The sequence below is a fragment of the Acrocarpospora sp. B8E8 genome (assembly GCF_039871605.1).
Taxonomy (GTDB): domain Bacteria; phylum Actinomycetota; class Actinomycetes; order Streptosporangiales; family Streptosporangiaceae; genus Acrocarpospora; species Acrocarpospora macrocephala.
In genome coordinates this window covers 20588-41076 of record NZ_JBDPLV010000052.1, presented here as the reverse complement: position 1 = coordinate 41076, position 20489 = coordinate 20588, and the positions used below count along the sequence as shown (strand labels likewise).

Below are 20489 nucleotides of genomic sequence, written 5' to 3'. Positions count from 1 at the left end.
TCCGGGGCGACGCGACGGCACCGAAACGCCCGAGCGCCGCCCCGGGAATCGCAAGGAAAGAAGGAGCGCATGTCGGCATCTCATGTGGCGCGCCCCCGCCCCGTACGCCCACGGACGGAGGCGGAGCAGCGGCGACGCCCTGACCAGAGGCGGTGGTGGACGCCATGGGTCTACCTGGCGGTCCCGCTGGTGCTGCTGGTGGCCTTCACGCACGTCCCGGCCGTGAGCATGTTCGTCTACAGCCTGACGGACTGGGACGGCCTGAGCCCGACGCGGAACTTCGTGGGCGCCGGCAATGTTCAGCGTCAACGCGGCACAGCCGACACTCGAAGGCGCGCTGCGGACATGGCCTTAGTCCCGTCACCCACTCCAGAGAAGGAGAACGAGTAATGCACCAGTCCCAACCCCGAATCCGCCGCGCCCTTACCGTCTGCTTAGCCGCCCTCATGGCGGCGGCCACGCTCACCGCTCCGGCGCGGGCCTTCCCGGCGGCGTCCAAGCAGGACGTACTGAACTACCTGGCCTCCATCACCGGCCGCAACATCGTCAGCGGCCAGCACAACAAGGAACCTGCCAGCACGCCCGGTCAGTACACCCAGCAGGTCTACAACGTCACCGGCCAGTGGCCCGGCCTGTGGGGCGGCGACCTGATGTTCCGCGCCGTGGACGCCGCCAACCGCCAGCGCGTGGTCGACCAGGCCAAACAGGAGTGGGCCAACGGCTCACTGGTCGCCCTGACCTGGCACATGTGCACCCCGACCGGGCCGAGCACCTGCGAGTTCGACGGCGGCGTCAAGACGAGCATCTCGGCGACCCAGTTCAGCCAGATCATCCAGGACGGCACCGCGCTCAACACCACGTGGAAGCGGCGCCTTGACGAGGTCGTCCCCTACCTGCAGCAGCTCAAGGACGCGGGGGTGCCCGTGTTGTTCCGCCCGCTGCACGAGATGAACGAGTCGTGGAACTGGTGGGGCAACCGTCCCGGTCCCTCCGGCGGCGCCCGGCTTTATCAGATCACCCGCGATTACCTCGTCGGCAAGGGCCTGAGCAATCTGATCTGGGTGTGGAACGTGCAGGACAATCCGGCCGGCGGCTGGGCGAGCTACTATCCGGGCTCGTCGTACGTCGACGTCGTCAGCCTGGACGTCTGGTACAAGGGTTACCCCTCCGCCAGCGACTACCAGCAGATTCAGAACATCGCCGCAGGCAAGCCCATCGCGATCGCGGAGATGGGCAAGGTGCCCAACGCGTCCCTGCTGGACAGCCAGCCGCGCTGGACCTACTTCATGGTCTGGTCCGAGCAGCTGACCGGCAGCAACACCAACGCCGAGATCCAGGCCGGCTACTTCCACCCGCGTACGCTCAACCAGGGCGAAGTCAACCTGACGATGGGCCCGCAGCCGGTGCGTACGGGCCCGATCACCGGTGTGGGCGGTAAATGCGTCGACGTGGCGGGGGCGGGCACCGCGAACGGCACGGCCGTTGATCTCTATGACTGTAACGGTACAGCCGCGCAGCGCTGGACGGTTGGTACGGACGGTACGATCCGGGCGCTTGGCAAGTGTCTGGACGTGACCGGCCAGGGCACCGCGAACGGTACCCCGATCCAGATCTGGGATTGCAACGGATCCGGCGCCCAGCAGTGGCAGAGCCTCGGCACCGGCCAGCTGCGCAACCCGCAGTCGGGCCGCGTCCTGGACGTTCCCGGCGGCAGCACCGCCAACGGCACCCGCCTGCAGATCTGGGACGCCAACAGCAACGCCTGGCAGAGGTGGACCCTGCCCGCCTGACCGGCCGGGACCATTGCCCAACCGAAGCCCAGGTCATCACCATGATGACCTGGGCTTTTCGTGCTGCGAACCCGGATGAGGAGACGCCGGCGGCTGCGTGTTCCGCGGCTCATGCAGGCCGGTCGCCGAAGAACGCTCGCAGCTCCGCGGCGACGCGCTCCGCAGCACCACGGCGATTGACCGGCGCCTCGTGTCCCACGCCGCGCAACGTGACGCGCCGGGCGTCCGGCAGCGTCCGCTGCAGCGCGTCCAGGGCACGGCGCACGGGGGGCGGGGTCTTCTCGCCGTCCATCAGCAACACATCCGCGTGCAGCCCGGCGAAGCCCTCGCTTGATGCCGTCTCCCGGAACAGCCGCACGTCCAGCCGCTGGAGCGGGACGAGCGACTCCACGGTGGCCTCGCCCGCGGGCCGGGAACGCCTCCGCTCCATCCGCAGGTAAGCGTCGAGCATCGGCACCAGCAGCCAGCGGGGCATGACGTCGGTCCCCCGGCTGGCCCCCACCCCCTTGGTGAAGGTCGCCAACGCGGCGGCCAGCCTGCCCTGGTCCATCTCACGCTCGAACCTCGGGATCCACGAAAGGTCGAAGGTGCCGTACATGGAGACCGCCGGCTCGAACACCGCGACCTTCTGGATCGCCGGGAGCGTCAGCGCCGCCTGCAGCGCGATCAACCCGCCGGAACTGTGCCCCCACACGGCGTGCGCCCCCGTGCCGGTCAGCAACGCGTGGATGTCCTCACACTCCCTGGCCATGCAGTACTGCTCGCCGGGGGGACCGCTCAGGCCGCGTCCCCGCCGGTCGGGCACGTACACGGTGAAGGTGTCCGCGAGCGCCTCCGCCAGCTCCGTGTAGTGCTGAGCGGCAAGGTAGCCGCCACTGAGGAGGACCACACCGCGACCACGGCCGAACTGGTGGAACCCGATCGTCGTGCCGTCCGCCGAAGTCACGGCTCCGGTGGTGGCTGCGGTACTTCCCATGACAGCCCCTCCTCCCTTAGCAATGCTAAGCCCTTAGCAACGCTAAGGTGCCTTACAACTGCTAAGGTGTCAAGTCATGAACCAGAAAGGGCTTGCGCGGGACACGGTGGCCCGCGCCGCCCTGGACCTCCTCGACGAGGTCGGGCTGGACGGGCTGACGGTGCGTCGCCTGGCCACCGAGCTGGGGGTGAAGTCACCCGCGCTGTACTGGCACTTCCGCAGCAAGCAGGAGTTGCTCGACGAGATGTGCCGGCAACTGCTGGAGCCGGACATGGGCGGCCCGCGAACCGACGAGTCCTGGCAGGAGTGGCTCACCCGCCGCGCCCACCAGTACCGCCGGATGCTGCTGTCCCACCGCGACGGCGCCCGCCTGGTCGCCGGCTCCCACCCGGGCATGACCGTCGGCCGCAAGTTCGAGGCCGAACTGAAGCTCCTGACCGGCTACGGCTTCACCCCGGCACAGGGCCTCGACGCGATCAGCACGCTGAGCTTCTACACCACCGGCTTCGTGCTGCAGGAGCAGGCATCCCTGGCCCGCCAGTCCGAGGTCACCCCCGAGCACCTCGCCACCCTGGCCGCGGAGGCCCCCACCACGATGGCCGCGGTCACGGCCATCGGCACCCCCACCAGCGACCGCGCCTTCACCCACGGCCTGCGCCTGATCATCGACGGCATCACCGCCGCACTGGACGCCTCCCGCCCGTCTCCCACCGGCCAATAGAACCCGTCCTGCCGCCGGGGTCGATAATCGAGCTGACCGATGATTGGCGGGCTGATGAGCGAACCCGTGCGTATGGCGCTTATCGGGTGTGGTCGGATTGCGCAGGTGGCGCATTTGCCGGCTTTGGAGAAGGCCGACGGAGTGGAGTTGGTGAGCGTCTGCGATCCCAGTGCCGAGGTGGCGCGGGGTGTGGCGCGGCGCTACGACCTGGCCATGGCCGGTACGGATCCGGCGGACATCTGGGGCGATGACTCGGTGGAGGCGGTGATCGTGGCGGCGCCTGACCGGTTCCACTACGCGCTCGCGGCCGACGCCCTGAAGGCCGGCAAGCACGTCCTGGTCGAGAAGCCGCTCGCCTCCTCCGTACGGGAGGCGGAGGCTCTGGTCGAACTCGTGGCGCGAACGGGGCTGAAGCTTCAGGTCGGCGCGATGAAGCGGCACGACCAGGGTCTGCAGTTCGCGCGACGATTCCTCGCGGAGCGGCTGGGTGAAGCCCGCACGTTCAACGCCTGGTATCGAATCGGCGACCTGCGCCCGGGTATCGAGGCCACCCTGTTCCCGCACGTCTACGCCGACGCCGCGGCTGGTCAGCACGAAGCCGGCTTCAAGGCCGACCGCGGTCGTTACCTGCTGGCCACGCACGGTGCCCATATCTTCGACACCGTCCGGTTCCTCCTCGGTGAGGTGGCCTCCGTGGTGGCCAGGCATCGTGCGGACGGCCGCGACCAGGCGTGGCAGATCCTCATGACGACGGCGACCGGCGCGATCGGCACCGTGTCGATCACGGTTGACGTTCCTGGTCTGCCCGCCGAGGGCGTTGAGGTGTTCGGGGCGACCGGCTGGCTTCGAGCCGACATTCCTTTCCCGTTCCACCGGCAGGCCTCGGCCGTGCACGCGTACGCCGACGGTGAGGTGATCGCTCCGGTACGCACCGACGGTGACGCGTACGAGCGTCAGATCGAAGCCTTCGCCCGAAGCATCCGTGCGGACGGCCTGCCCGTTCCCGACGCCGGTGACGGTCTGGCAGCGCTTCGCCTGATCGAGGGCACCGTCAAAGCGGTCGAGACCGGCGGTGAGGTGCGGCTGTGACCTGCTCCGCCGAGGCCAAGCTCCCCTGACCACGACGGCTGACGCGGCGGGAGGCCGTGCAGCGGTTGGTGTGATTTCGCTTACCTTCTGACCGATCGGACAGAGTCTGTCCGATCGGTCAGTTACGTTGGGCCCATGACCTCGATGCGCGCGGAGATCCTGGAGTCGGCGGCCCGCCTGTTCGCCGCCCACGGCTTCCGGGGCACGTCCCTCCAGGACATCGCGTCGGACGTGGGCTGCTCCAAGGCCTCGCTGCTCTACCACTTCACCAGCAAAGACGCGATCTTGAGCGAGCTGTTCGCGCCGGTCGGGCGGGACCTGGAGGCCATCCAGGGGAAACTCGCCCCACTCGACGGGGAGCAGGCCGCGCGGGAGGCCGTCGCCGGGCTGGTGGAACTCGCGCTGCGTTTCCGCCGCCAGGTCAAAATCCTGCTCGTGGACGTCGACGACCTGCTCTGCCACCCCGAACTGCCCGACGTCGACAGCGCCACCGAGAGCCTGGTGGACGCCCTGGTCGGCCGTGCCCCCGGGCAGGAGTGCCGGGTGGCGGGCTGGATGGCCCTGGTCGGCATCTTCCTGACCTGCGCTCGTGGCGTCGACGTCTCCGACGAGGTCTTGCGTGTGGAACTGACCCGTGGCGCGCTGCGCACCCTCGGCCGCCCAACCGACTGATCACTGGGAGAGACCCTACTCATGGCGACCCTGCTGTACCGGCTCGGCCGGTTCTCCTTCCGCAACCGGGGGCGAGTCGCCGCCGTCTGGTTGTTACTGCTCGCGCTCGTAGGCGTGGCCGCCGTCCTGTTCCTCGGCCCGTCCAGTGACAAGTTCTCCATGCCGGGCACCGAGTCCCAGCGTGCCCTCGACTCGCTCGAGCGGGAGTTCCCGCAGGCCAGCGGTGCCGTCGGCACCATCGTGATCGCCGCCCCCGAAGGCGGGAAGCTGGACCCGGCGGTTGTCGCGCCGGTGGTGCGGGAAGCCGCCGCGGTACCCGGCGTGGTGGCCGCGATCGACCCCTTCCGGGCCCGCGCCCTCTCCCCCGACGGCCGGTACGCGCTGGTCCAGGTCCAGTTCAAGGACAACGTCGACGACATCACCGACGCGCAGCGCGAGGCGTACCTGAAGGCCGGGGCCGCCGCCACCGGCATCCAGGTGGAGCACGGCGGTGAGGTGCTGCGGGCCGCGCCGGAGGTCGGCGGGTCCGAGGCGATCGGCGTGCTGATCGCCGCGATCGTGCTGATCGTCACCTTCGGGTCGCTGGTCGCGGCCGGGATGACGTTGCTCAACGCGCTGGTCGGCGTCGGGGTCGGCATGGCCGGCCTGTACGCGCTCAGCGGCGTCGTCGAGCTGACCTCGGTGACCCCGGTGCTCGCGCTGATGCTGGGCCTGGCCGTGGGCATCGACTACTCGTTGTTCATCACCTCGCGCTACCGCCAGTTCCTGGCCGACGGATTGGAGCGGGAGGAAGCCGCCGGGCGGGCCACCGGCACCGCCGGGTCCGCCGTGGTGTTCGCCGGGGCGACCGTGGTGATCGCGCTGGCCGGGTTGTTCGTCGCCGGCATCCCGTTCCTGACCGTCATGGGCCTGGCCGCCGCCGGGACCGTCGCCGTCGCGGTGCTCGTGGCGGTGACGCTGCTGCCGGCGATCCTCGCGTACGCCGGGCCGCGTGTCCTGCCACGCAAGCAGCGCGACGGGCAGGCCGTCGCCAGGGAGGGCTTCGGTTACACGTGGGGGCGGCTGGTCAGCCGTCTGCGGGTGCCGATCCTGCTGGTCGGCATCGTCGGCCTCGGGGTGCTCGCGCTGCCCGTACAGGATCTGCGGCTGGCGCTGCCCGACGCGGGCACGGCCGCGCCCGGCACTCCGGGGCGCGCCGCCTACGACCTCACCAGCGAGGGTTTCGGCGAGGGCTTCAACGCGCGGCTGATCGCCGTCGTCTCGGCCAAGGACGCCGCCGCCGTGAACGCCGCCGCCGGGCAGGCGGCCGGGCTGATCCAGCAGGTGCCGGGCGTGCTGGCGGTCGCGCCGCCGCAGCCCAACGCGACCGGCACGACCGCCCTGCTGGCGATCATCCCCAAGGAGGGGCCGACCGCCGCCTCGACCGAGGACGCGGTGCACGCCATCCGGGACAAGGTCGCCACCATCGCGGGCGCGGAGATCTCCGTCACCGGCGCGACCGCCGTCGGCATCGACGTGTCGGACAAGCTGGCCGAGGCGATGCCCGTCTACCTGCTGCTCGTCGTCGGGCTGTCGGTCTTGCTGCTGATGCTGGTCTTCCGGTCGATCCTGGTGCCGCTGAAGGCGGCGCTCGGCTTCCTGCTGACCATCGGGTCGACGTTCGGCATCACCGTGGCGATCTTCCAGCAGGGCCACCTGGCCGGGTTGTTCGGCGTCGAGGTGCCGGGGCCGCTGGTCAGCTTCCTGCCGATCCTGCTCATCGGCATCCTGTTCGGCCTGGCCATGGACTACGAGGTGTTCCTCGTCTCGCGCATGCGCGAGGACTTCGTGCACGGCGACACCGCCCGGCAGGCCACGATCAACGGCATGGGGCACAACGCCCGGGTGGTCACCGCCGCCGCGCTCATCATGACCTCGGTGTTCGGCGGTTTCGTCTTCATGGACGACCCGATCATCAAATCGATGGGCTTCGCCCTGGCGCTCGGCGTGCTGATCGACGCGTTCGTGGTGCGCATGACGCTGGTCCCGGCCGTGATGGCGATGCTCGGCAGAGCGGCCTGGTGGTTGCCGAAGGTCCTGGACCGGGTGCTGCCCGACCTCGACGTCGAGGGCGAGCGGCTCAGCCGCCACCTCGCCGCGTCGAGCCCACTCGTGCCGGAGCGCATCGGCTAACGGATCGAGGGCTGATCCAGGCCAGTGAGGCACCCCGCACCGAGGGCTGCCCCACTGGCCTGGTCTCTGTTAACGCGCACCTTTGACCGCATCTGGGGCGCGGCAGGGCGTTGACCTGTTTGATCAACCGAGCGGGTTGTCGCAGTCGCCCACCTCGAACCACGCCGCCATGTGGAAGTCCGGGAACGCCCGGAAGAGTTGCTGGTAGACCCAGCCGATCTCGTCGTGTCCCTGTGCGATGCCCGACGGCGACACGTAGACGGCGTCCGGGCTGTAGCGGCTGAACACCTCCGGCAGGGCGTGCGCGTTGACGGCGTCGGCCAGCCGGTGTTCGAGGTCCCAATACATTGACACGGCCATCTCCAAGTGAGTGGAGCGTCAGAGCCTGATCTTCTGACCTGCGCGAATGGATTGGAGCGCGTTTGACCGCTTCGCTACCCCAAGCTAGCCTGACTCTCGTCAAGTGATTTATCAGATATCACACAGTGATAATAGATTCTTTGGGAGGGGCGGCGCGATGACGCGTTGGGAAACTGCCAATGCCAAGACCGACACGCGGGCTCCTGTCCCGCAGAAAGGAAACCGAGCATCAAGCACCGACATTCACTGGTTGCCCGTATCACCCTGTTCACCGGAATCGTGGCCGCTGTGCTGTCAGCGGTGCTGGCCCTCGTGCTCATGGTCGCCGCCCATCGCTTCGCCACCCATGAGCGCCTCACGCATCTCCACTTGACGGCCCAGCGTGCGGCGATTCTGGTCGAGGCGGGCAGGGCGGACATCCTGGGTTTGCTGCGGCAGATGGAACCGGTTGAGAGTATTCAAATCACTGACCAGCGCGGGCACGTTATCGACACCACCGCAGAGCTTCAGGGCAAGCCTGCCATGGCGAGGCTCACCCTGAACGGCGCGGGCACCAAGGAAGGGGTGGTGTGCGGCGGTGTCTTCGAGGAGGGCCGCTGCCACCTGGTGGTCGCCCAGCAGGCGCACCGGCACCAAGGTGACTGGATCGTCTATACCTCCGCACCCGCGCTTGCCGCGTGGGTGGCGCCCGAGGTGGCCGCCACGATCGGCGGCTGCGCGATCATGGTGATCGCGATGGCCACGGTGCTGGGTAACCGGATCGTCACCGCGTCCCTGCGGCCGGTGTCGGCCATCCGCACAGAGCTGGATGCGATCAACGCCTCCTGCCCCGGCCGCCGGGTGCCGCTGATGCCGTGCAGCAATGAGATCCATGACCTGGCTCAGAGCATCAACCACACGTTGACCCGGCTTCAGGGGGCGATGGACGAACAGCGACGTCTCGCCTCCGACGCCGCTCACGACCTGAAAAGCCCGATCGCCGGTATCCGGGCCGAGATGGAGGACGCCCTGCTCGCACCTCAGGAGACCAGCGTGCCCGCCGTAGGCGGCGCGATCCTGCCCAGCCTGGACCGGCTGGAGGCGATCATCGCCGATCTACTGCTCATCGCCCGCATGGATCAGGGCACGCGACTCGTCCGTAAACCGGTGGATCTGGCGCACCTGGTGAGGGGCGAATGCCGGGCCCACCACCAGATGACTCACCGGCTCGTCTGCCACTTCGAATTCGGCGTGGTCGTGCTGGGCGACCCGGTACGCCTGTGCCGGATGTTCACCAACCTCCTCGACAACGCCGACCGTCACGCACACAGCACGGTCACGGTCAGCGTGCGGCGCGACGTAGCCGACGACGGCGACCGCGCCCGGTTCCCGCGCGGCATGGCGGTGCTGGAGGTGACCGACGACGGCCCCGGTATCGATCCCGACAAGCGAGAGCTGGTGTTCCAGCGGTTCGCCCGGCTCGACCCCGCAGGCAGCACAGGCACCGGTCTGGGGTTGGCGATCGCCCGTCAGATCGCCGAGGCCAAGGGCGGCACCCTGCGCATCGAAGACAGCCCTGCGGGTGCCCGTTTCGTCGTGCGTCTGCCCCTCTGCTTCATCGCCTGTCTCCCAAAGCCTGCGGATTAACAGCCGCGTAGCCGGGGTCCAGGGCGTGAGAGAGGTCCGCCGCCGCCTTACGCACGAGGTCGATGACGAGCTCCCGGCGTTCGTCGTCCATGCGAAAGGCAAGGCAGGGAACCCCCAACGTGGCGACCACCTTGCCTTCTTCGAAGACCGCGGCCGATGCGGCCCACACACCCTCGTCTATTTCCTCGTTGCTGGTCGACCAGCCGCGCTCGATGTCACGTTCCATCTCACGCAAGAACTTCGCACGCCCGTGCACGGGAGGTTGCGCGCCCGACTCGAGCGCCGCATCGACGTAGCGTTCCCGCTCCGCCGGCGTCATCGCGCCAAGCAGAAGACGGACGCTGGCACCCCGCAGCAGAGGCAGGCGTTGCCCCGGCTCGGCCGACAATCGGAACCGAGTCGGAGTTTCGACCAGGTGGACGCACACCGGGTAGCCACCGACCATGCGCCCGAGCACGACGGCTTCACCGGTGTGCTCGGCGAGCCACCGCATGTACGGTTCGGCGAGTTCGATGATCGGCGTGGCCTGCCGTGCCGCCCGGCCGAGGGCGGTCACCCGCATGGTGAGGTGGTACCGACCGCGATGACCTTCCTCGATCAGTCCCATGTCACGCAACATTGCGACGTAACGATGCACCGACGGCACCGGGATCGCGAGCCGTTCGGCCAGTTCGCGGGCAGATGCCGTCGGGGTTTGCTCAGTGAAGGAGAACAGCATCTCCAACGCCCGGCGAGCACTATCCGCTCCGGACTTCGCGCTTGTCACCCCTGCGTCCTCATCCTCAGTTCGTGGATTCGCTCGCCACGAATCCGCTTGATTTGGTCCAAACTTCTGATCTATCCCGTGCTGTGACCGGCTCGTTGACGCCGCCGGCAGCACCTCCTGCACCTTCTCTACAACAAGTATCACTATATAAATTCACAATATCGCTGAGTGATACAAGAAGTACACGCGCTTCCACACCACGGCATTGTGCTCGCCGACAAGGCAGGCGCTGTTGACCGGTCGCAATCATCACTCGGCCGGGATGGGCGCCATCACTGAGCTGGCCACCGCGTCGCCGGGCTACACCGGCATCCGTCCCAACAGCGTGGCGACCATCGCGCGCATCCTGAAGTACAACGGCTATAGCACCGCGGCGTTCGGCAAGATGCACCAGACGCCCGTCTGGGAGACCAGCCCGTCAGGGCCGTTCGACCGGTGGCCGTTCGGCGACGGGTTCGAGAAGTTCTACGGCTTCGTGGGCGGCGAGACCAACCAATGGGAACCTGGGGCACAGGCGACGCGGCCCTTCGACGAGGACGTCTGGGAGCTCTACAACACCGGCGCTGATTGGACGCAAGCCCGCGATCTTGCCCAGCAACTCCCCGACAAGGGGCGTACCAACTCCAGGCGCTGGCGACGAAACGGGCCGCCGGGCGCCAGCGCCTGCTGCCGGTCACCGCTGGCGGTACGACGAATCGTCGTACCCGTGGAGCAGGATGGGCGGCATGACGGAGGACTGGAGCACTGACTTCGCCGAGTTCGTGCGAGCGGAGTTACCCACCGAAACCGCGGAGCGGCTGATTGGGCTGTTACGACCCGCCATCGGGCTGTCGGCCGCTGAGGACGGGGAGATCGTGGTCGGGCGGCTCGGGGGCGCCGCAAAGCTGCCGACCGGTATGGCGTGGCCGCTTCGCGCAGGCGGTTGGCCGATGTCGTTCGTGGCCGAACTCGACTGCGGGAAGCTGTCAGGCTACGAGGTGGACATCGCGCTGCCGGACACCGGCACGCTGCTGTTCTTCGTCTCGGCCGAGGTTTCCCAATCCCAGGTGATCCACGTGCCGCCGGGGACCACGGTCGCCGAGCTACCCGCACCCGACCGCGCCGAGGTGTACGCCGAATTGCCGCTCGCCGCGTCCACCGAGCCGAGCTGGCCGGCTCGGAACCATCCCGCTCTGGTAGACCTCTTCGGAAGCCTCGACGAAGCGGAGGAGGCGGTGTGGGACCGTGTGCTGGACGAAGACGCCGGCGAGACCTTCGCCGAGGAGCTCCTGATGTACGAAGGTGCATGGGATAGCGGGCCGCCTCACCAGGTGGGCGGGTACTCCGACGCCCTCCATACCCCGGTAGAGGCCGCGGCGGCGCATGACGCCGGCACCGGCTGGTACGGCGATCCGGCCTTCCAGGAAGAGGCGCGCCAGTGGGTAACACTGCTACAAGTGGCTGAGGAGACCAGGGCCCGGATGATCTGGGGTGACGGCGCGTACTTGATCTGGGGCATCCGCAAGGACCACCTGGCCGCACGCGACTTCTCCAAGGTTTATGTCCACATCCAGGGCCACTGACCGAGTCGCGCTGATGAATTCCCAGCCGCCTCCTACGCCTGGAGGGGACCTGGGTCTTCTCGACGTCGCCCAAGACCCATCAGAACGCGGCCTCTACGGGGGGACGGTGCTGGTTCACTGGCACTGGTGACCTCGCGTTATCAACCATCGCGTATTCGATCTGGCGAGGGCTGCCAGCTTCACCGAACGTAGCCGTCGATGGGGGCAGTGTGGCTGCGGCTTGGCCGTGGTCATTTCGCATCCAACGCGAAGTCACCGGATGTAGAGCTCCTGCTCGGCGGCGGAGCGCCCGGTGCCCACGACCGTCCACTGCTGGATCGCGCGCAGCACCCAGTCCGCGTCACCGGCCATCGAGGCGATGATCGTCGTGTAGTAGGCCCAGGCCGTGACCGCGTACGGGTCGTCGGGGCCGTTCCACCCGTCGATCACGCCCTGCGCCGTCCGGAGGTCGCCGTGGAGTGCCGTCGCCACGGCCAGCCAGCCAGGCCACTCCCCTGAGACGGCACGCCTGATCGGGGTCTCGCTGTGCGGGGAGACGACCCCTTCGAGAAGGGAGAGGTCGCTCTCCTTGAAGCACCGGTACGCCTCGCCGATGTTGCCGATGTCCCAGTGATGCAGGCCCCAGCCTGGCGGCCGTACACGCGGACGACCGGATCGGAGGACGCCTCCCCCTGCTCGTATAGGCGGCGGACCAGGCGGGAGCGGTCCCACTCCAGGAAGGCGTAGGCGCCGAACAGGCGGGCGAAGAGCAGACCGGCGGCGTCCGCACGAGATTCAGGGCGCGGTCGGCTCGCCAACTGGTGCCATGCGACATGTGTCTGGGGTTGACTCGTCAGCTAATGCTGGTAGCTTTTAGCTAACGTCGTTAGCGAGGCGCTGACGAGACCCCCTGGAGGTAGTCATGACCGAGTTCCTGAACGTCGACGGTGGGACCATCGCTTATGAGGTGACCGGCCTCACCGGCCCGCTGGTTGTACTCGCCCACGGCATGGGTGACAGCCGCGAGGCCTACCGGTTCCTCGCCCCCGCCCTGGTCGAGGCCGGATATCGGGTCGCCGCAGTTGACCTGCGCGGCCACGGTGAGTCCAGTGTCGGGTGGGCCTCCTACACCCGGACCGCTATCGCCGGTGACCTGATCGCTCTGGTGCGACACCTCGGTGGGCCGGCGGTGCTCGTCGGGCACTCCATCTCCGGCGGTGCGGTCACGATCGCGGCGGCCAAGGCGTCGGAACTGGTCACCGCGCTGGTCGAGCTCGCGCCCTTCACGCGGAAGCAGCAGATTCGGCTCGGTGACATGCGGGTGGCCGCCTATCGCCGCGGGGCGACCTATCTCATGGGCACCACCATCTTGGGCAGCACCCGGCAGTGGGCCAAGTACCTGGATGTCGCCTATCCCGGCGCCAAGCCGGCCGACTGGGATGTGCGCCTGAAGCAGATCACCGCGATGCTGCAGGAGCCGGGCCGGATGAAGGTCCTGCAGGCGATGGGCAAGATCTCGCCCGTCGACGCCGGTGAACAGCTGGGCAACGTCACCTGCCCCACTCTCATCGTGCAGGGCAGTCTCGATCCCGACTGGGCCTCACCGCGAGCCGAGGGCGAGGCGATCGTCGCCGACCTGCCGGCCGGCTTGGGGCGGCTGGAGATGATCGACGGCGCTGGTCACTACCCGCATGTCCAATACCCTCAGCAGACCCTCGCCGCGATCCTCCGCTTCCTGGGCGGCGTCCGTGCCTAGGGCTGGATTGAACGCGGCCATGATCGTCGCAGCCGGCGCCGCGCTCGCCGACGAGATCGGCTTCGCCGACCTGACCATGGGCCAGGTGGCCGAGCGGGTCGGGGTGCGCACCCCGTCGCTGTACAAGCACATCGCCAGCCAGGCCGAGCTCAACCGGCAGATCGTGGCGCTCACCCTCGCCGAGGCCGCCGACGCGATCGGCGCAGCCACCCAGGGCCGCGCCGGACGTGACGCCCTGACCGCCGCGGCCGGTGCGCTACGTCAGTTCGTCCTCGCCCACCCCGGCCGTTACGCGGCCACCATCGGCATCATCCCGACCGGTCCAGACGACCCGATCACGGTCGCCGAGAGGCGGGGACTCGGCCCCTTCGAGGCGGTACTGCGCGGATACGACATCCCCCCGCAAGAGATCCCCCACGCGCTGCGCGCGCTGCGCAGCATCTTCCACGGCTTCGCCACCTTGCAGGCCGCCGGCGGATTCCAGTGGTCGGCCGACATCGACGAAAGCTTCGAGTGGCTCATCGACTTCGTCGACCACGGCCTGCGCTCCACATCAGACCCCGGCCCCGCCGATCACCCGTAGGCCACCCGGGCCGAACCCTCCGTAGTCAGAAGGGGAAACACCACCATGAAGCCCATCCTCACCTCCGTCATCGACATCGAAGCCACCCCGCAAGAGGTGTGGGATGTCCTCACCGACTTCGCCGCCTACGGTGAGTGGAGCAACTTCTCCTCAGCCGAGGGAAGCGCCCAGGTGGGAAGCAGGCTCACCGTGCGCATGCCGGGCATGAGCTTCAGGCCCACCGTTACCGTCGCGGACCCTGGCCGGGAATTGCAATGGGTCGGCACACTCGGCGTCAAGCAGCTGTTCCATGGCCAGCACTCCTTCATCCTTTCTCCCAACCCCGACGGCACCACGCGCTTGACCAACCGTGAGGAATTCTCCGGCCTCTTGGTCACCGTGATCGCTCCCTTACTCAGGACGCCCAAGAACGACGGGTACGCCGCGTTCAACAAAGGCCTCGAACAGCGGGTGGAAGGTCGCACCGAGCCCCCGAACACGTGACGACACCCGAGGCCGCCCGGCTCCGGCTGGGCCTCGACAAGGGCGGCCCTTGGCTCCGGGCCCACTTGGCCCCTGACAGCACCGACTACCTGGTGCCCGACCCGGCCGACTACTACTGGCCGGACCCGAGCGGAAATATCCGCTGGTGGCAGTGCACGGCGCTGCTGCAGATGTTTGACGGTGAGCAGGTCACCGGCATGGTCGCCGTACTGCCTGCAACCTTCACCGCACTCCCCTCCACCCTCCCAAGATGGCAGCAACGGCGGCTGGTCCACCTCGCCCGGGCCACCGAACGCGACACCTATCTGTGGAGGCGCGACCACAAGACCGAATGCAGCCCACAACGCTGCGGTTACACACCCGAGTCCAACAGCCCGTCCAGCGCCCCAGCTCGCGACCGGTGACATGGGGCCACAGACCGGCGCCAACAGCGAACTTGAAGACCATCGCAGACAGTGGCGGATGATCTTCGATTAACGCCGGGCCGGTCGGACGCGGAGTGATTCGAGCAGGGCCAGGAGCCTGCGCCGTACCGAATCGCCCGAGTACGAGTTGGCCCTGCTCGACCACACCCATCCGACGCTGCCCGAGGCGTACCGGCGACCGGTCCAGGGCTGCTGCTGAACGTCGAGGTTGAGGACGTGGACGCGGAATGGGGCCGACGGTGGTCCGCGGGGGCCTGCCGGCCGAACTCGACCTGTGCAGCGAGGACTTCGGGCAGCGGCACTTCATCGTGGCCGACCCGAACGGCGTCCTGATCGACGTGATCACCCCGATCGCCCCGACCGTCGCCTACGCCGAGCAGTACGCCGGTTCATGACGGTCGTCTCCTGAGTTGGCGGTCTCCGGGCAGAACTTGACCTCGGGGTAGCGCGATGACGGCGTGTCCAGGAGGGGCTCCCGCTGCGATTTCAGGTGCTGGTCGAGGAAGGCCACCACGTACGTGCGGGTGAGCTCGACCGAGCGCGCCGCGGGCAGGAGGCCGGGAACAGGCTTGATGCCGAGGGCGCCCGCCAGCAGCGGGCCGTCGGTGAAGGACTGGTGGTCCGCGCCCGACAGCACGAGCCAGCGCTTCCACCCGGTCAGCAGCTTCCAGTCGCGGTCCCACGAATTGTCGCGGCCCCCGGGGGTGTGCTGCGGCGAGCCGATGAACATGAACGGCCGGGAGAACCCGCTCTTGGGAATCCGGGCGTAGGTGGTGCCGTCCATGTCGATTCCGGCGCGCACCCGGGAGTCTGTCAGCATGGCCGCCATGGCGCTGGCCCCGCCGATCGACTGGCCCGCCATCGCGATCCTGGACCGGTCGATCAGGTCAGAGCCATCCCACTTCGACGTCAGCTGGTCGAGCACGAAGGAGACGTCGGCTGCCCGGCCCTGGACCACCCCCGTGCCGAAGCCCGGATCGGTGTCGCTGTCACACGCCAGGCACTCCGCGACCCGCCCGTCGGCGAAGGTCGTGGCGTAGCTCTCGTAGGGATGATCGATCCCGGCCACGACGTATCCCCGGCTGGCCAGATCCTCGGCCAGGGACGTAAGCGTGCTCACCGGCTTGGTGAAGCCAGGCGAGAGCACCACCAGCGGAAGCCTCCGCCCCGCCGGTTCGGCGTCTTGCACGGCGTTCGTTCGTGTCTTGCTCAGCGTGTCGTACGGCACGCCCGCGACCCTCAAGCCTTTCAGGGTGAGCTCCGATTCCTTCGGCGTCATGTACGGCGCGCGCCGCCCGTCCCGCTGCTCGGTCGGATACCACAGGGTGACCTTGAGCTCCCTGGCTTCGACGTCGAGGTTCCAGGGGTCAGGGCGGGAGGTGTCCTTCAGATACAGCGCGGTGGAGCCGACCGGATGGGGGCCGGTGGGCGCGGGCAGGATGGCGGGCCCGGCCGGCGTGGCTGACGCGTTGGGAGCGGACCGGGTGGCGTGGGGGCGGAGCAGGCGGACGCGGCGAGGACGGCCAGTCCCGCGGCGACGGCCAGGAGCTGTCTCATCGAGAGGTCCATTCACTTCTGCAGCAAGGTCAGGGCCTTGGCCAGCGCGGGATCGCGCCCGGCGGCCGCGTCCTGCGGAGTCAGGGGCACGTAGTGGTCGGGCGGCACACCGACCTGGTCGATCACCTCGCGATTGGGCCCCAGGTGGTGCCTGGCGGGGAAGCCCAGGAGGGTGTTGTTGCCGAGCAGGTACGACTGCGCCGGGCCGGAGATGACCCCGGCGGTCCTGGTGCCGACCAGCTGGCCGATGCGCAGGTCCTTGACCGCCGCGCTGACGTGCTCGCACGCCGAGGCGCAACCCTGGTCGACGAGCACGACCAGCGGTAGATGGAGCAGTTCGACGGTGTCGTCGGTCCGGGAGGTCGAGCATCTTCCGTCCGCGGCGCATTGGTAGGCGGTGACCTTGCCGTGGACGAACGCGCTCAGCAGCCGGGTGGCCTCCACGGGGCTGCCGCCGCCGTTGCCGCGCAGGTCCAGCACGACGCCGGCCAGGGCGCGGCCGGTGCGCAGCCTGGAGATCGCCCTGAGGACCCTGTTCGCGGAGTCGGGAGTGAATCCGGCCAGCCGTACATAGGCGATGTCGTCGTCCAGTAACTTCGACCGCACCACCTGCAGAGCGGCCAGATCCCGCTGGTAGAGGCCGGGCTTGAGCGTCACGGTCCAGCGGCGGCCGCTGGCCTGCCGCAGGAGCCGCAGCTGGACAGGACGCGCTTCCGGGTATCGCGGATAGAGGGCGGCGATCGCGGGAGTGGGCGTCCCGTCGATGAAGGGCGCCGATCCGTTGATCGACTCGATGACGTCGCCGGGGCGGAGCCCGGCCGCCTGTGCCGCGTCGCCCTCCACGGTGGTGACGAACAGCGGGGCGAGCGCGACGCCGGGGTTGCCGTCCACCTGCGGGCCGTCCACGTTCGCCTGGAACCCCAGGCCGTAGCCGTCACCGTCGTAGTAGTCGGGCGGACGCTGGACATCGTGCATCCAGCGGGCGTGGTTGTCGCCGAGGGCGGCCACGATGGCTTCGAGGGTGACGACGGCCAGCTTGTCACGGAGGTCGGGGACCTGATCGGTGATCTTCCGGTAGGCGGTCTCGAAGGCGGCCCAGTCGGCTTTCCGGTCACCGGTCAGCGCCGGCATGCTCGCGTCGGGCACGTCGCGTCCGTTGCGGTTGAGCTCCTGTGTCAAGGCGATGAATCCGGCGGTCAGCAGTGATCGGGCGTCCAGCGTCGGGCCGCTGTAGTAGTTGCCGAGGATGCAGAAGTACGCCTGCTCGATGACGTCGATTGTGGTGGCCGTCTCCGCTTCGGGGGGCGCCTGGGGTGGTGCGCAGGCCGTTGCGCCCGCCGTGCTCGCCTGGCTGCGCGGCGGTGTGGGTGCCGTGCAGGCCGCCGCCAGGAGGAGGGCGAGCCCGGCGGCCGCGGTCCTGGTGACGGTCATGACAGGCGTCTCCGGATCCACCAGAAGGAGAACCACGTGAGGCCGAGGGTGAGCAGGGCGTAGATCCCGGTCTCGATCCACTGGAAGGGCCAGAAGCGCTCCAGGGGGTGGTAGGTCGCCTGCTGCCGGTAGCCGAGCCGGTTGATCTCGACCCAGCACGCGTCCACGTTCGGTGGTCCCCCCTGCGGTGCGCAGGGTCCCGATGTCGAGGAGACGGGGATGGGCGCCACTTCGCCGCCGGCGGCGATCGTACGTCCGGACGGATCGACCAGGTCGCTGGACAGGACCCAGGCGCCCGCCTGGCCCGGAACGGCCGGCTGCATGGAAACATGCACAGTTCCGCCTCCGTTCCTGTCTATGCCGATGCCGTCCACGTTCGCCTGGCCGAGCTCGAAGGTCGAGGTGACCGGGGGCATCAGGTGGGGACGGACCAGCAGCGGCATGGCGAGCTGGATCGCGACGAAGGCGGCCAGGGTGAGGGCCATGGCGGGCAGCGTGCGGCGCACCAGCATGCCTACGGTCACGCCGAGGACGAAGGCGAAGGCCGCGTACCCTATCGGGGCGATGCCGCGCGCACCGAACACCAGCGGAGCCATCTGGGCGAGCTCCGGGAGGGCCGACTTGTCCAGGGGGTCGGACCACCAGGTCACCGCCAGGCCGCACAGGCAGGCGGCGGCCATGGCCGCCAGGCCGACGAGCCCGAGCTTGGCCGCCAGCCAGCGGCCGCGGGTGATGCTCTGGTTCCACACCAGCAGGTGCGTGCCCGCCTCCAGCTCGCGGGTGATCAACGGTGCCCCCCAGAAAAGCCCGACGAGAGCGGGCAGGGCCAGTACGAGGAAGCTGACGGCGATGAAGGGGAGCTGGTACTCGCCGAAGAAGCGGTCGAAGAATTGGGTGCAGGTGTCGTCCAGGGTGCAGTTGGCGATCCCGGCCGCGTAGCGGGAGGCCAGGCCCGGGCCGGTCAGGGCCAGCACGGCAGTGAGAGCGGCGAGCGTGGCGGCCATCAGCGCGGCGGCGGCGCGGAACTGGCGCCAGGTCAGCCAGATCATCGCTGCACGTCCAGGGCGGCCCGCCGGTTCTCGGCGGCGTGCTTGTCCATGTAGGCCAGGACGAGGTCTTCCAGGCTGAGCTGGGTGACCGTCCAGGCAGGGTCGTGGATCGGGGCGTCGGTGCGGATCACGTACGTGCTCTGCCGGTCGGTGTGGCGCTGGAAGACCACGTGCTGGTCGGCGGGAAGCCGGTCGGGATCGCGGCGTGGGCCGGTGAGCCGGTGATGGGTGGCCAGCAGCTTGTCGGTCTCCCCGGCGACCTGCACGCGGGAGTCGACGAGCACGATCAGGAAGTCGCAGACCCGTTCCAGGTCCGAGACCAGGTGGGAGGAGAGCACCACGCTGAACTCGTGCTCGACGGTGGCCTCCATCAGCCCCCGCAGGAACTCGCGGCGGGCCAGCGGGTCGAGCGAGGCCACCGGCTCGTCCAGGATCAGCAGCTCGGGACGCTTGGCCAGGCCCAGGGTCAGGGCGAGCTGGGCGCGCTCGCCGCCCGACAGCTTGCCCGCCCGGTGCGAGGGGACGAGGTCGAGCTGGGCGATACGCTCCCGCGCCATGCCGTCGTCCCAGCGGGGGTTGAGCCGCGCGCCCAACCGGAGGTGATCGGCGACGGTCAGTCCCGCGTAGACGGGGGTGTCCTGGGCGACGAACCCGACCCTGGCCAGTTGGTCGGGCGTGCTCCCGGGCCGGCCGCCGAGCACGGTGATGTCACCCGCCGTCGGTTCGAGCTGACCGCAGGCCAGCTTCAGCAGGGTCGTCTTGCCGGCTCCGTTGGGTCCCACCAACCCCACGACGTGGCCCGCCGGGATGTCGATGGTGCAGTCGCGCAGCGCCCAGCGCTTGCCGTACCTCTTGCCCAGTGCCTGGGCCTCTAGGACAGAAGTCACGCTATGTCCTCCTGAGCGATGGTCCGAAAGGTGGTCTTGAAGAGGGCCTCGATGCTTTCGTCGTCGAGGCCGGCCCGGCGGGCCTTGGCCAGCCAGCGCTCCAGTTCCAGCCGCAGCGGGCCGTGCGCGGCCAGCGAGGTGTTGGTGAGCGTCGCCGTCACGAACGTCCCCACCCCGGGCCGGGCGGCGACCAGGCCCTCGTGCTCGAGTTCCCGGTAGGCCCTCAGGACGGTGTTGGCGTTGATCGCCAATTGCGCCACGGCCTCCTTGACGGTCGGCAGCTGGTCGCCCTCGCGCAGCAGGCCGAGCCGGAGCGCGTGCCGTACCTGCTGGACCAGCTGCTGGTACGGCGAGAGGCCGGACTTGGCATCCAGGTAGAACTCGATCACCGTTTCTCCATTTATCTAGCGTCCTAGTACTTTAGACCATCGCATGTAAGGAGAAGGTTAGAGAACACCCGGCGGGAAGGGCGATCAGGATCGCCGCGAAATCACGTCACGAAAGGGTGATCGGCCTGCGTCGGGGGTCGACGACAACAGCCCCTATGGCGGCGGCTTCTGGACCATCGACCCCACGGCCTGGATCGCGGTGAAGCCCAAGTACGT

At 68.7% G+C, this 20489-nt stretch carries 21 protein-coding genes and 2 pseudogenes; 14 read left to right on the top strand and 9 right to left on the bottom strand.

Annotated elements, in window-relative coordinates; translation table 11 throughout:
* Positions 1-69 precede the first annotated feature (69 nt).
* Both ABGB08_RS37500 and ABGB08_RS37495 read left to right on the top strand, forming a co-directional pair.
* A complete protein-coding gene (locus ABGB08_RS37500; protein WP_347600717.1) occupies positions 70-390 on the top strand; it encodes a hypothetical protein in 321 nt (106 codons plus the stop codon).
* Positions 390-1790: a glycosyl hydrolase gene (locus ABGB08_RS37495; RefSeq protein ID WP_347600715.1), complete on the top strand. Its 1401-nt coding sequence runs from the start codon at positions 390-392 to the stop codon at positions 1788-1790. The genes ABGB08_RS37500 and ABGB08_RS37495 overlap by 1 nt, the downstream gene beginning before the upstream one ends.
* Before the next feature lie 109 nt (positions 1791-1899).
* Here ABGB08_RS37495 and ABGB08_RS37490 read toward each other — a convergent pair whose 3' ends face one another.
* The gene (locus ABGB08_RS37490) at positions 1900-2766 is read right to left on the bottom strand and encodes an alpha/beta fold hydrolase (RefSeq protein ID WP_347600713.1); all 867 of its coding nucleotides are present in this window, start codon (positions 2764-2766) and stop codon (positions 1900-1902) included.
* A gap of 76 nt (positions 2767-2842) precedes the next feature.
* Between ABGB08_RS37490 and ABGB08_RS37485 the strand changes: the two genes are divergently transcribed.
* The 4 genes from ABGB08_RS37485 to ABGB08_RS37470 all read left to right on the top strand — a co-directional run bounded on the left by ABGB08_RS37485 (position 2843) and on the right by ABGB08_RS37470 (position 7420).
* On the top strand, positions 2843-3487 hold the full coding sequence (locus ABGB08_RS37485; protein WP_347600711.1) for a TetR/AcrR family transcriptional regulator C-terminal domain-containing protein: 645 nt from the start codon (positions 2843-2845) through the stop codon (positions 3485-3487).
* Between the two features lie 39 nt (positions 3488-3526).
* Entirely contained in the window at positions 3527-4576 is a 1050-nt protein-coding gene (locus ABGB08_RS37480) for a Gfo/Idh/MocA family oxidoreductase (RefSeq protein ID WP_347600709.1), read from the top strand.
* A 135-nt stretch (positions 4577-4711) separates the two neighbouring features.
* Positions 4712-5248, top strand: a complete 537-nt coding sequence (locus ABGB08_RS37475) for a helix-turn-helix domain-containing protein (protein WP_347600707.1) — start codon at positions 4712-4714, stop codon at positions 5246-5248.
* 21 nt (positions 5249-5269) lie between these two features.
* Positions 5270-7420 (top strand): MMPL family transporter, encoded by a 2151-nt coding sequence (locus ABGB08_RS37470; RefSeq protein ID WP_347600705.1) that lies wholly within the window; start codon positions 5270-5272, stop codon positions 7418-7420.
* A 123-nt stretch (positions 7421-7543) separates the two neighbouring features.
* Here the strand turns inward: ABGB08_RS37470 and ABGB08_RS37465 are convergent, their stop codons facing one another.
* Positions 7544-7768, bottom strand: a complete 225-nt coding sequence (locus ABGB08_RS37465; protein WP_347600779.1) for a nuclear transport factor 2 family protein — start codon at positions 7766-7768, stop codon at positions 7544-7546.
* 291 nt (positions 7769-8059) lie between these two features.
* On the opposite strand from ABGB08_RS37465, the gene ABGB08_RS37460 reads away from it, so the two are divergent.
* A complete protein-coding gene (locus ABGB08_RS37460; RefSeq protein ID WP_347600703.1) occupies positions 8060-9406 on the top strand; it encodes a HAMP domain-containing sensor histidine kinase in 1347 nt (448 codons plus the stop codon).
* Here ABGB08_RS37460 and ABGB08_RS37455 read toward each other — a convergent pair.
* The gene (locus ABGB08_RS37455; RefSeq protein ID WP_347600701.1) at positions 9375-10172 is read right to left on the bottom strand and encodes an IclR family transcriptional regulator; all 798 of its coding nucleotides are present in this window, start codon (positions 10170-10172) and stop codon (positions 9375-9377) included. The genes ABGB08_RS37460 and ABGB08_RS37455 overlap by 32 nt on opposite strands.
* Before the next feature lie 193 nt (positions 10173-10365).
* Here ABGB08_RS37455 and ABGB08_RS37450 point away from each other — a divergent pair.
* Both ABGB08_RS37450 and ABGB08_RS37445 read left to right on the top strand, forming a co-directional pair.
* Positions 10366-10920: pseudogene (locus tag ABGB08_RS37450) on the top strand (sulfatase-like hydrolase/transferase); the annotation flags it as partial.
* Complete coding sequence (locus ABGB08_RS37445) at positions 10898-11734, top strand: YwqG family protein (protein ID WP_347600699.1); 837 nt, start codon at positions 10898-10900, stop codon at positions 11732-11734. The pseudogene ABGB08_RS37450 and the gene ABGB08_RS37445, both read left to right, overlap by 23 nt.
* Positions 11735-11986: 252 nt before the next feature.
* On the opposite strand, the gene ABGB08_RS37440 is transcribed toward ABGB08_RS37445, so the two are convergent.
* On the bottom strand, positions 11987-12445 hold the full coding sequence (locus tag ABGB08_RS37440) for a hypothetical protein (protein WP_347600697.1): 459 nt from the start codon (positions 12443-12445) through the stop codon (positions 11987-11989).
* A 190-nt stretch (positions 12446-12635) separates the two neighbouring features.
* On the opposite strand from ABGB08_RS37440, the gene ABGB08_RS37435 reads away from it, so the two are divergent.
* From ABGB08_RS37435 to ABGB08_RS37415, 5 genes and pseudogenes are all read left to right on the top strand, one after another.
* On the top strand, positions 12636-13469 hold the full coding sequence (locus tag ABGB08_RS37435; RefSeq protein WP_347600695.1) for an alpha/beta hydrolase: 834 nt from the start codon (positions 12636-12638) through the stop codon (positions 13467-13469).
* A gap of 19 nt (positions 13470-13488) precedes the next feature.
* Positions 13489-14052: a TetR/AcrR family transcriptional regulator gene (locus ABGB08_RS37430; protein WP_347600693.1), complete on the top strand. Its 564-nt coding sequence runs from the start codon at positions 13489-13491 to the stop codon at positions 14050-14052.
* A 45-nt stretch (positions 14053-14097) separates the two neighbouring features.
* On the top strand, positions 14098-14535 hold the full coding sequence (locus tag ABGB08_RS37425; RefSeq protein ID WP_347600691.1) for an SRPBCC domain-containing protein: 438 nt from the start codon (positions 14098-14100) through the stop codon (positions 14533-14535).
* Positions 14532-14939 carry a hypothetical protein gene (locus ABGB08_RS37420; RefSeq protein ID WP_347600689.1) on the top strand — a complete coding sequence of 136 codons (408 nt, stop codon included), beginning with the start codon at positions 14532-14534 and terminating at the stop codon, positions 14937-14939. Before ABGB08_RS37425 ends, ABGB08_RS37420 begins: the two co-directional genes overlap by 4 nt.
* A 115-nt stretch (positions 14940-15054) precedes the next feature.
* Positions 15055-15355, top strand: a pseudogene (locus tag ABGB08_RS37415) (glyoxalase/bleomycin resistance/extradiol dioxygenase family protein); the annotation flags it as partial.
* Here ABGB08_RS37415 and ABGB08_RS37410 read toward each other — a convergent pair.
* The 5 genes from ABGB08_RS37410 to ABGB08_RS37390 are packed head-to-tail and all read right to left on the bottom strand — an operon-like array spanning position 15328 to position 20273.
* Entirely contained in the window at positions 15328-16533 is a 1206-nt protein-coding gene (locus ABGB08_RS37410; protein WP_347600687.1) for an alpha/beta hydrolase, read from the bottom strand. The pseudogene ABGB08_RS37415 and the gene ABGB08_RS37410 overlap by 28 nt on opposite strands.
* Positions 16530-17948 (bottom strand): S41 family peptidase, encoded by a 1419-nt coding sequence (locus tag ABGB08_RS37405; RefSeq protein WP_347600685.1) that lies wholly within the window; start codon positions 17946-17948, stop codon positions 16530-16532. The genes ABGB08_RS37410 and ABGB08_RS37405 overlap by 4 nt, the downstream gene beginning before the upstream one ends.
* Positions 17945-18997, bottom strand: coding sequence for an ABC transporter permease (locus ABGB08_RS37400; RefSeq protein WP_347600683.1), 1053 nt, complete (start codon positions 18995-18997; stop codon positions 17945-17947). The genes ABGB08_RS37405 and ABGB08_RS37400 overlap by 4 nt, the downstream gene beginning before the upstream one ends.
* On the bottom strand, positions 18994-19884 hold the full coding sequence (locus tag ABGB08_RS37395; RefSeq protein ID WP_347600681.1) for an ABC transporter ATP-binding protein: 891 nt from the start codon (positions 19882-19884) through the stop codon (positions 18994-18996). The genes ABGB08_RS37400 and ABGB08_RS37395 overlap by 4 nt, the downstream gene beginning before the upstream one ends.
* On the bottom strand, positions 19881-20273 hold the full coding sequence (locus ABGB08_RS37390; RefSeq protein WP_155359875.1) for a GntR family transcriptional regulator: 393 nt from the start codon (positions 20271-20273) through the stop codon (positions 19881-19883). Before ABGB08_RS37390 ends, ABGB08_RS37395 begins: the two co-directional genes overlap by 4 nt.
* Positions 20274-20489: the final 216 nt, after the last annotated feature.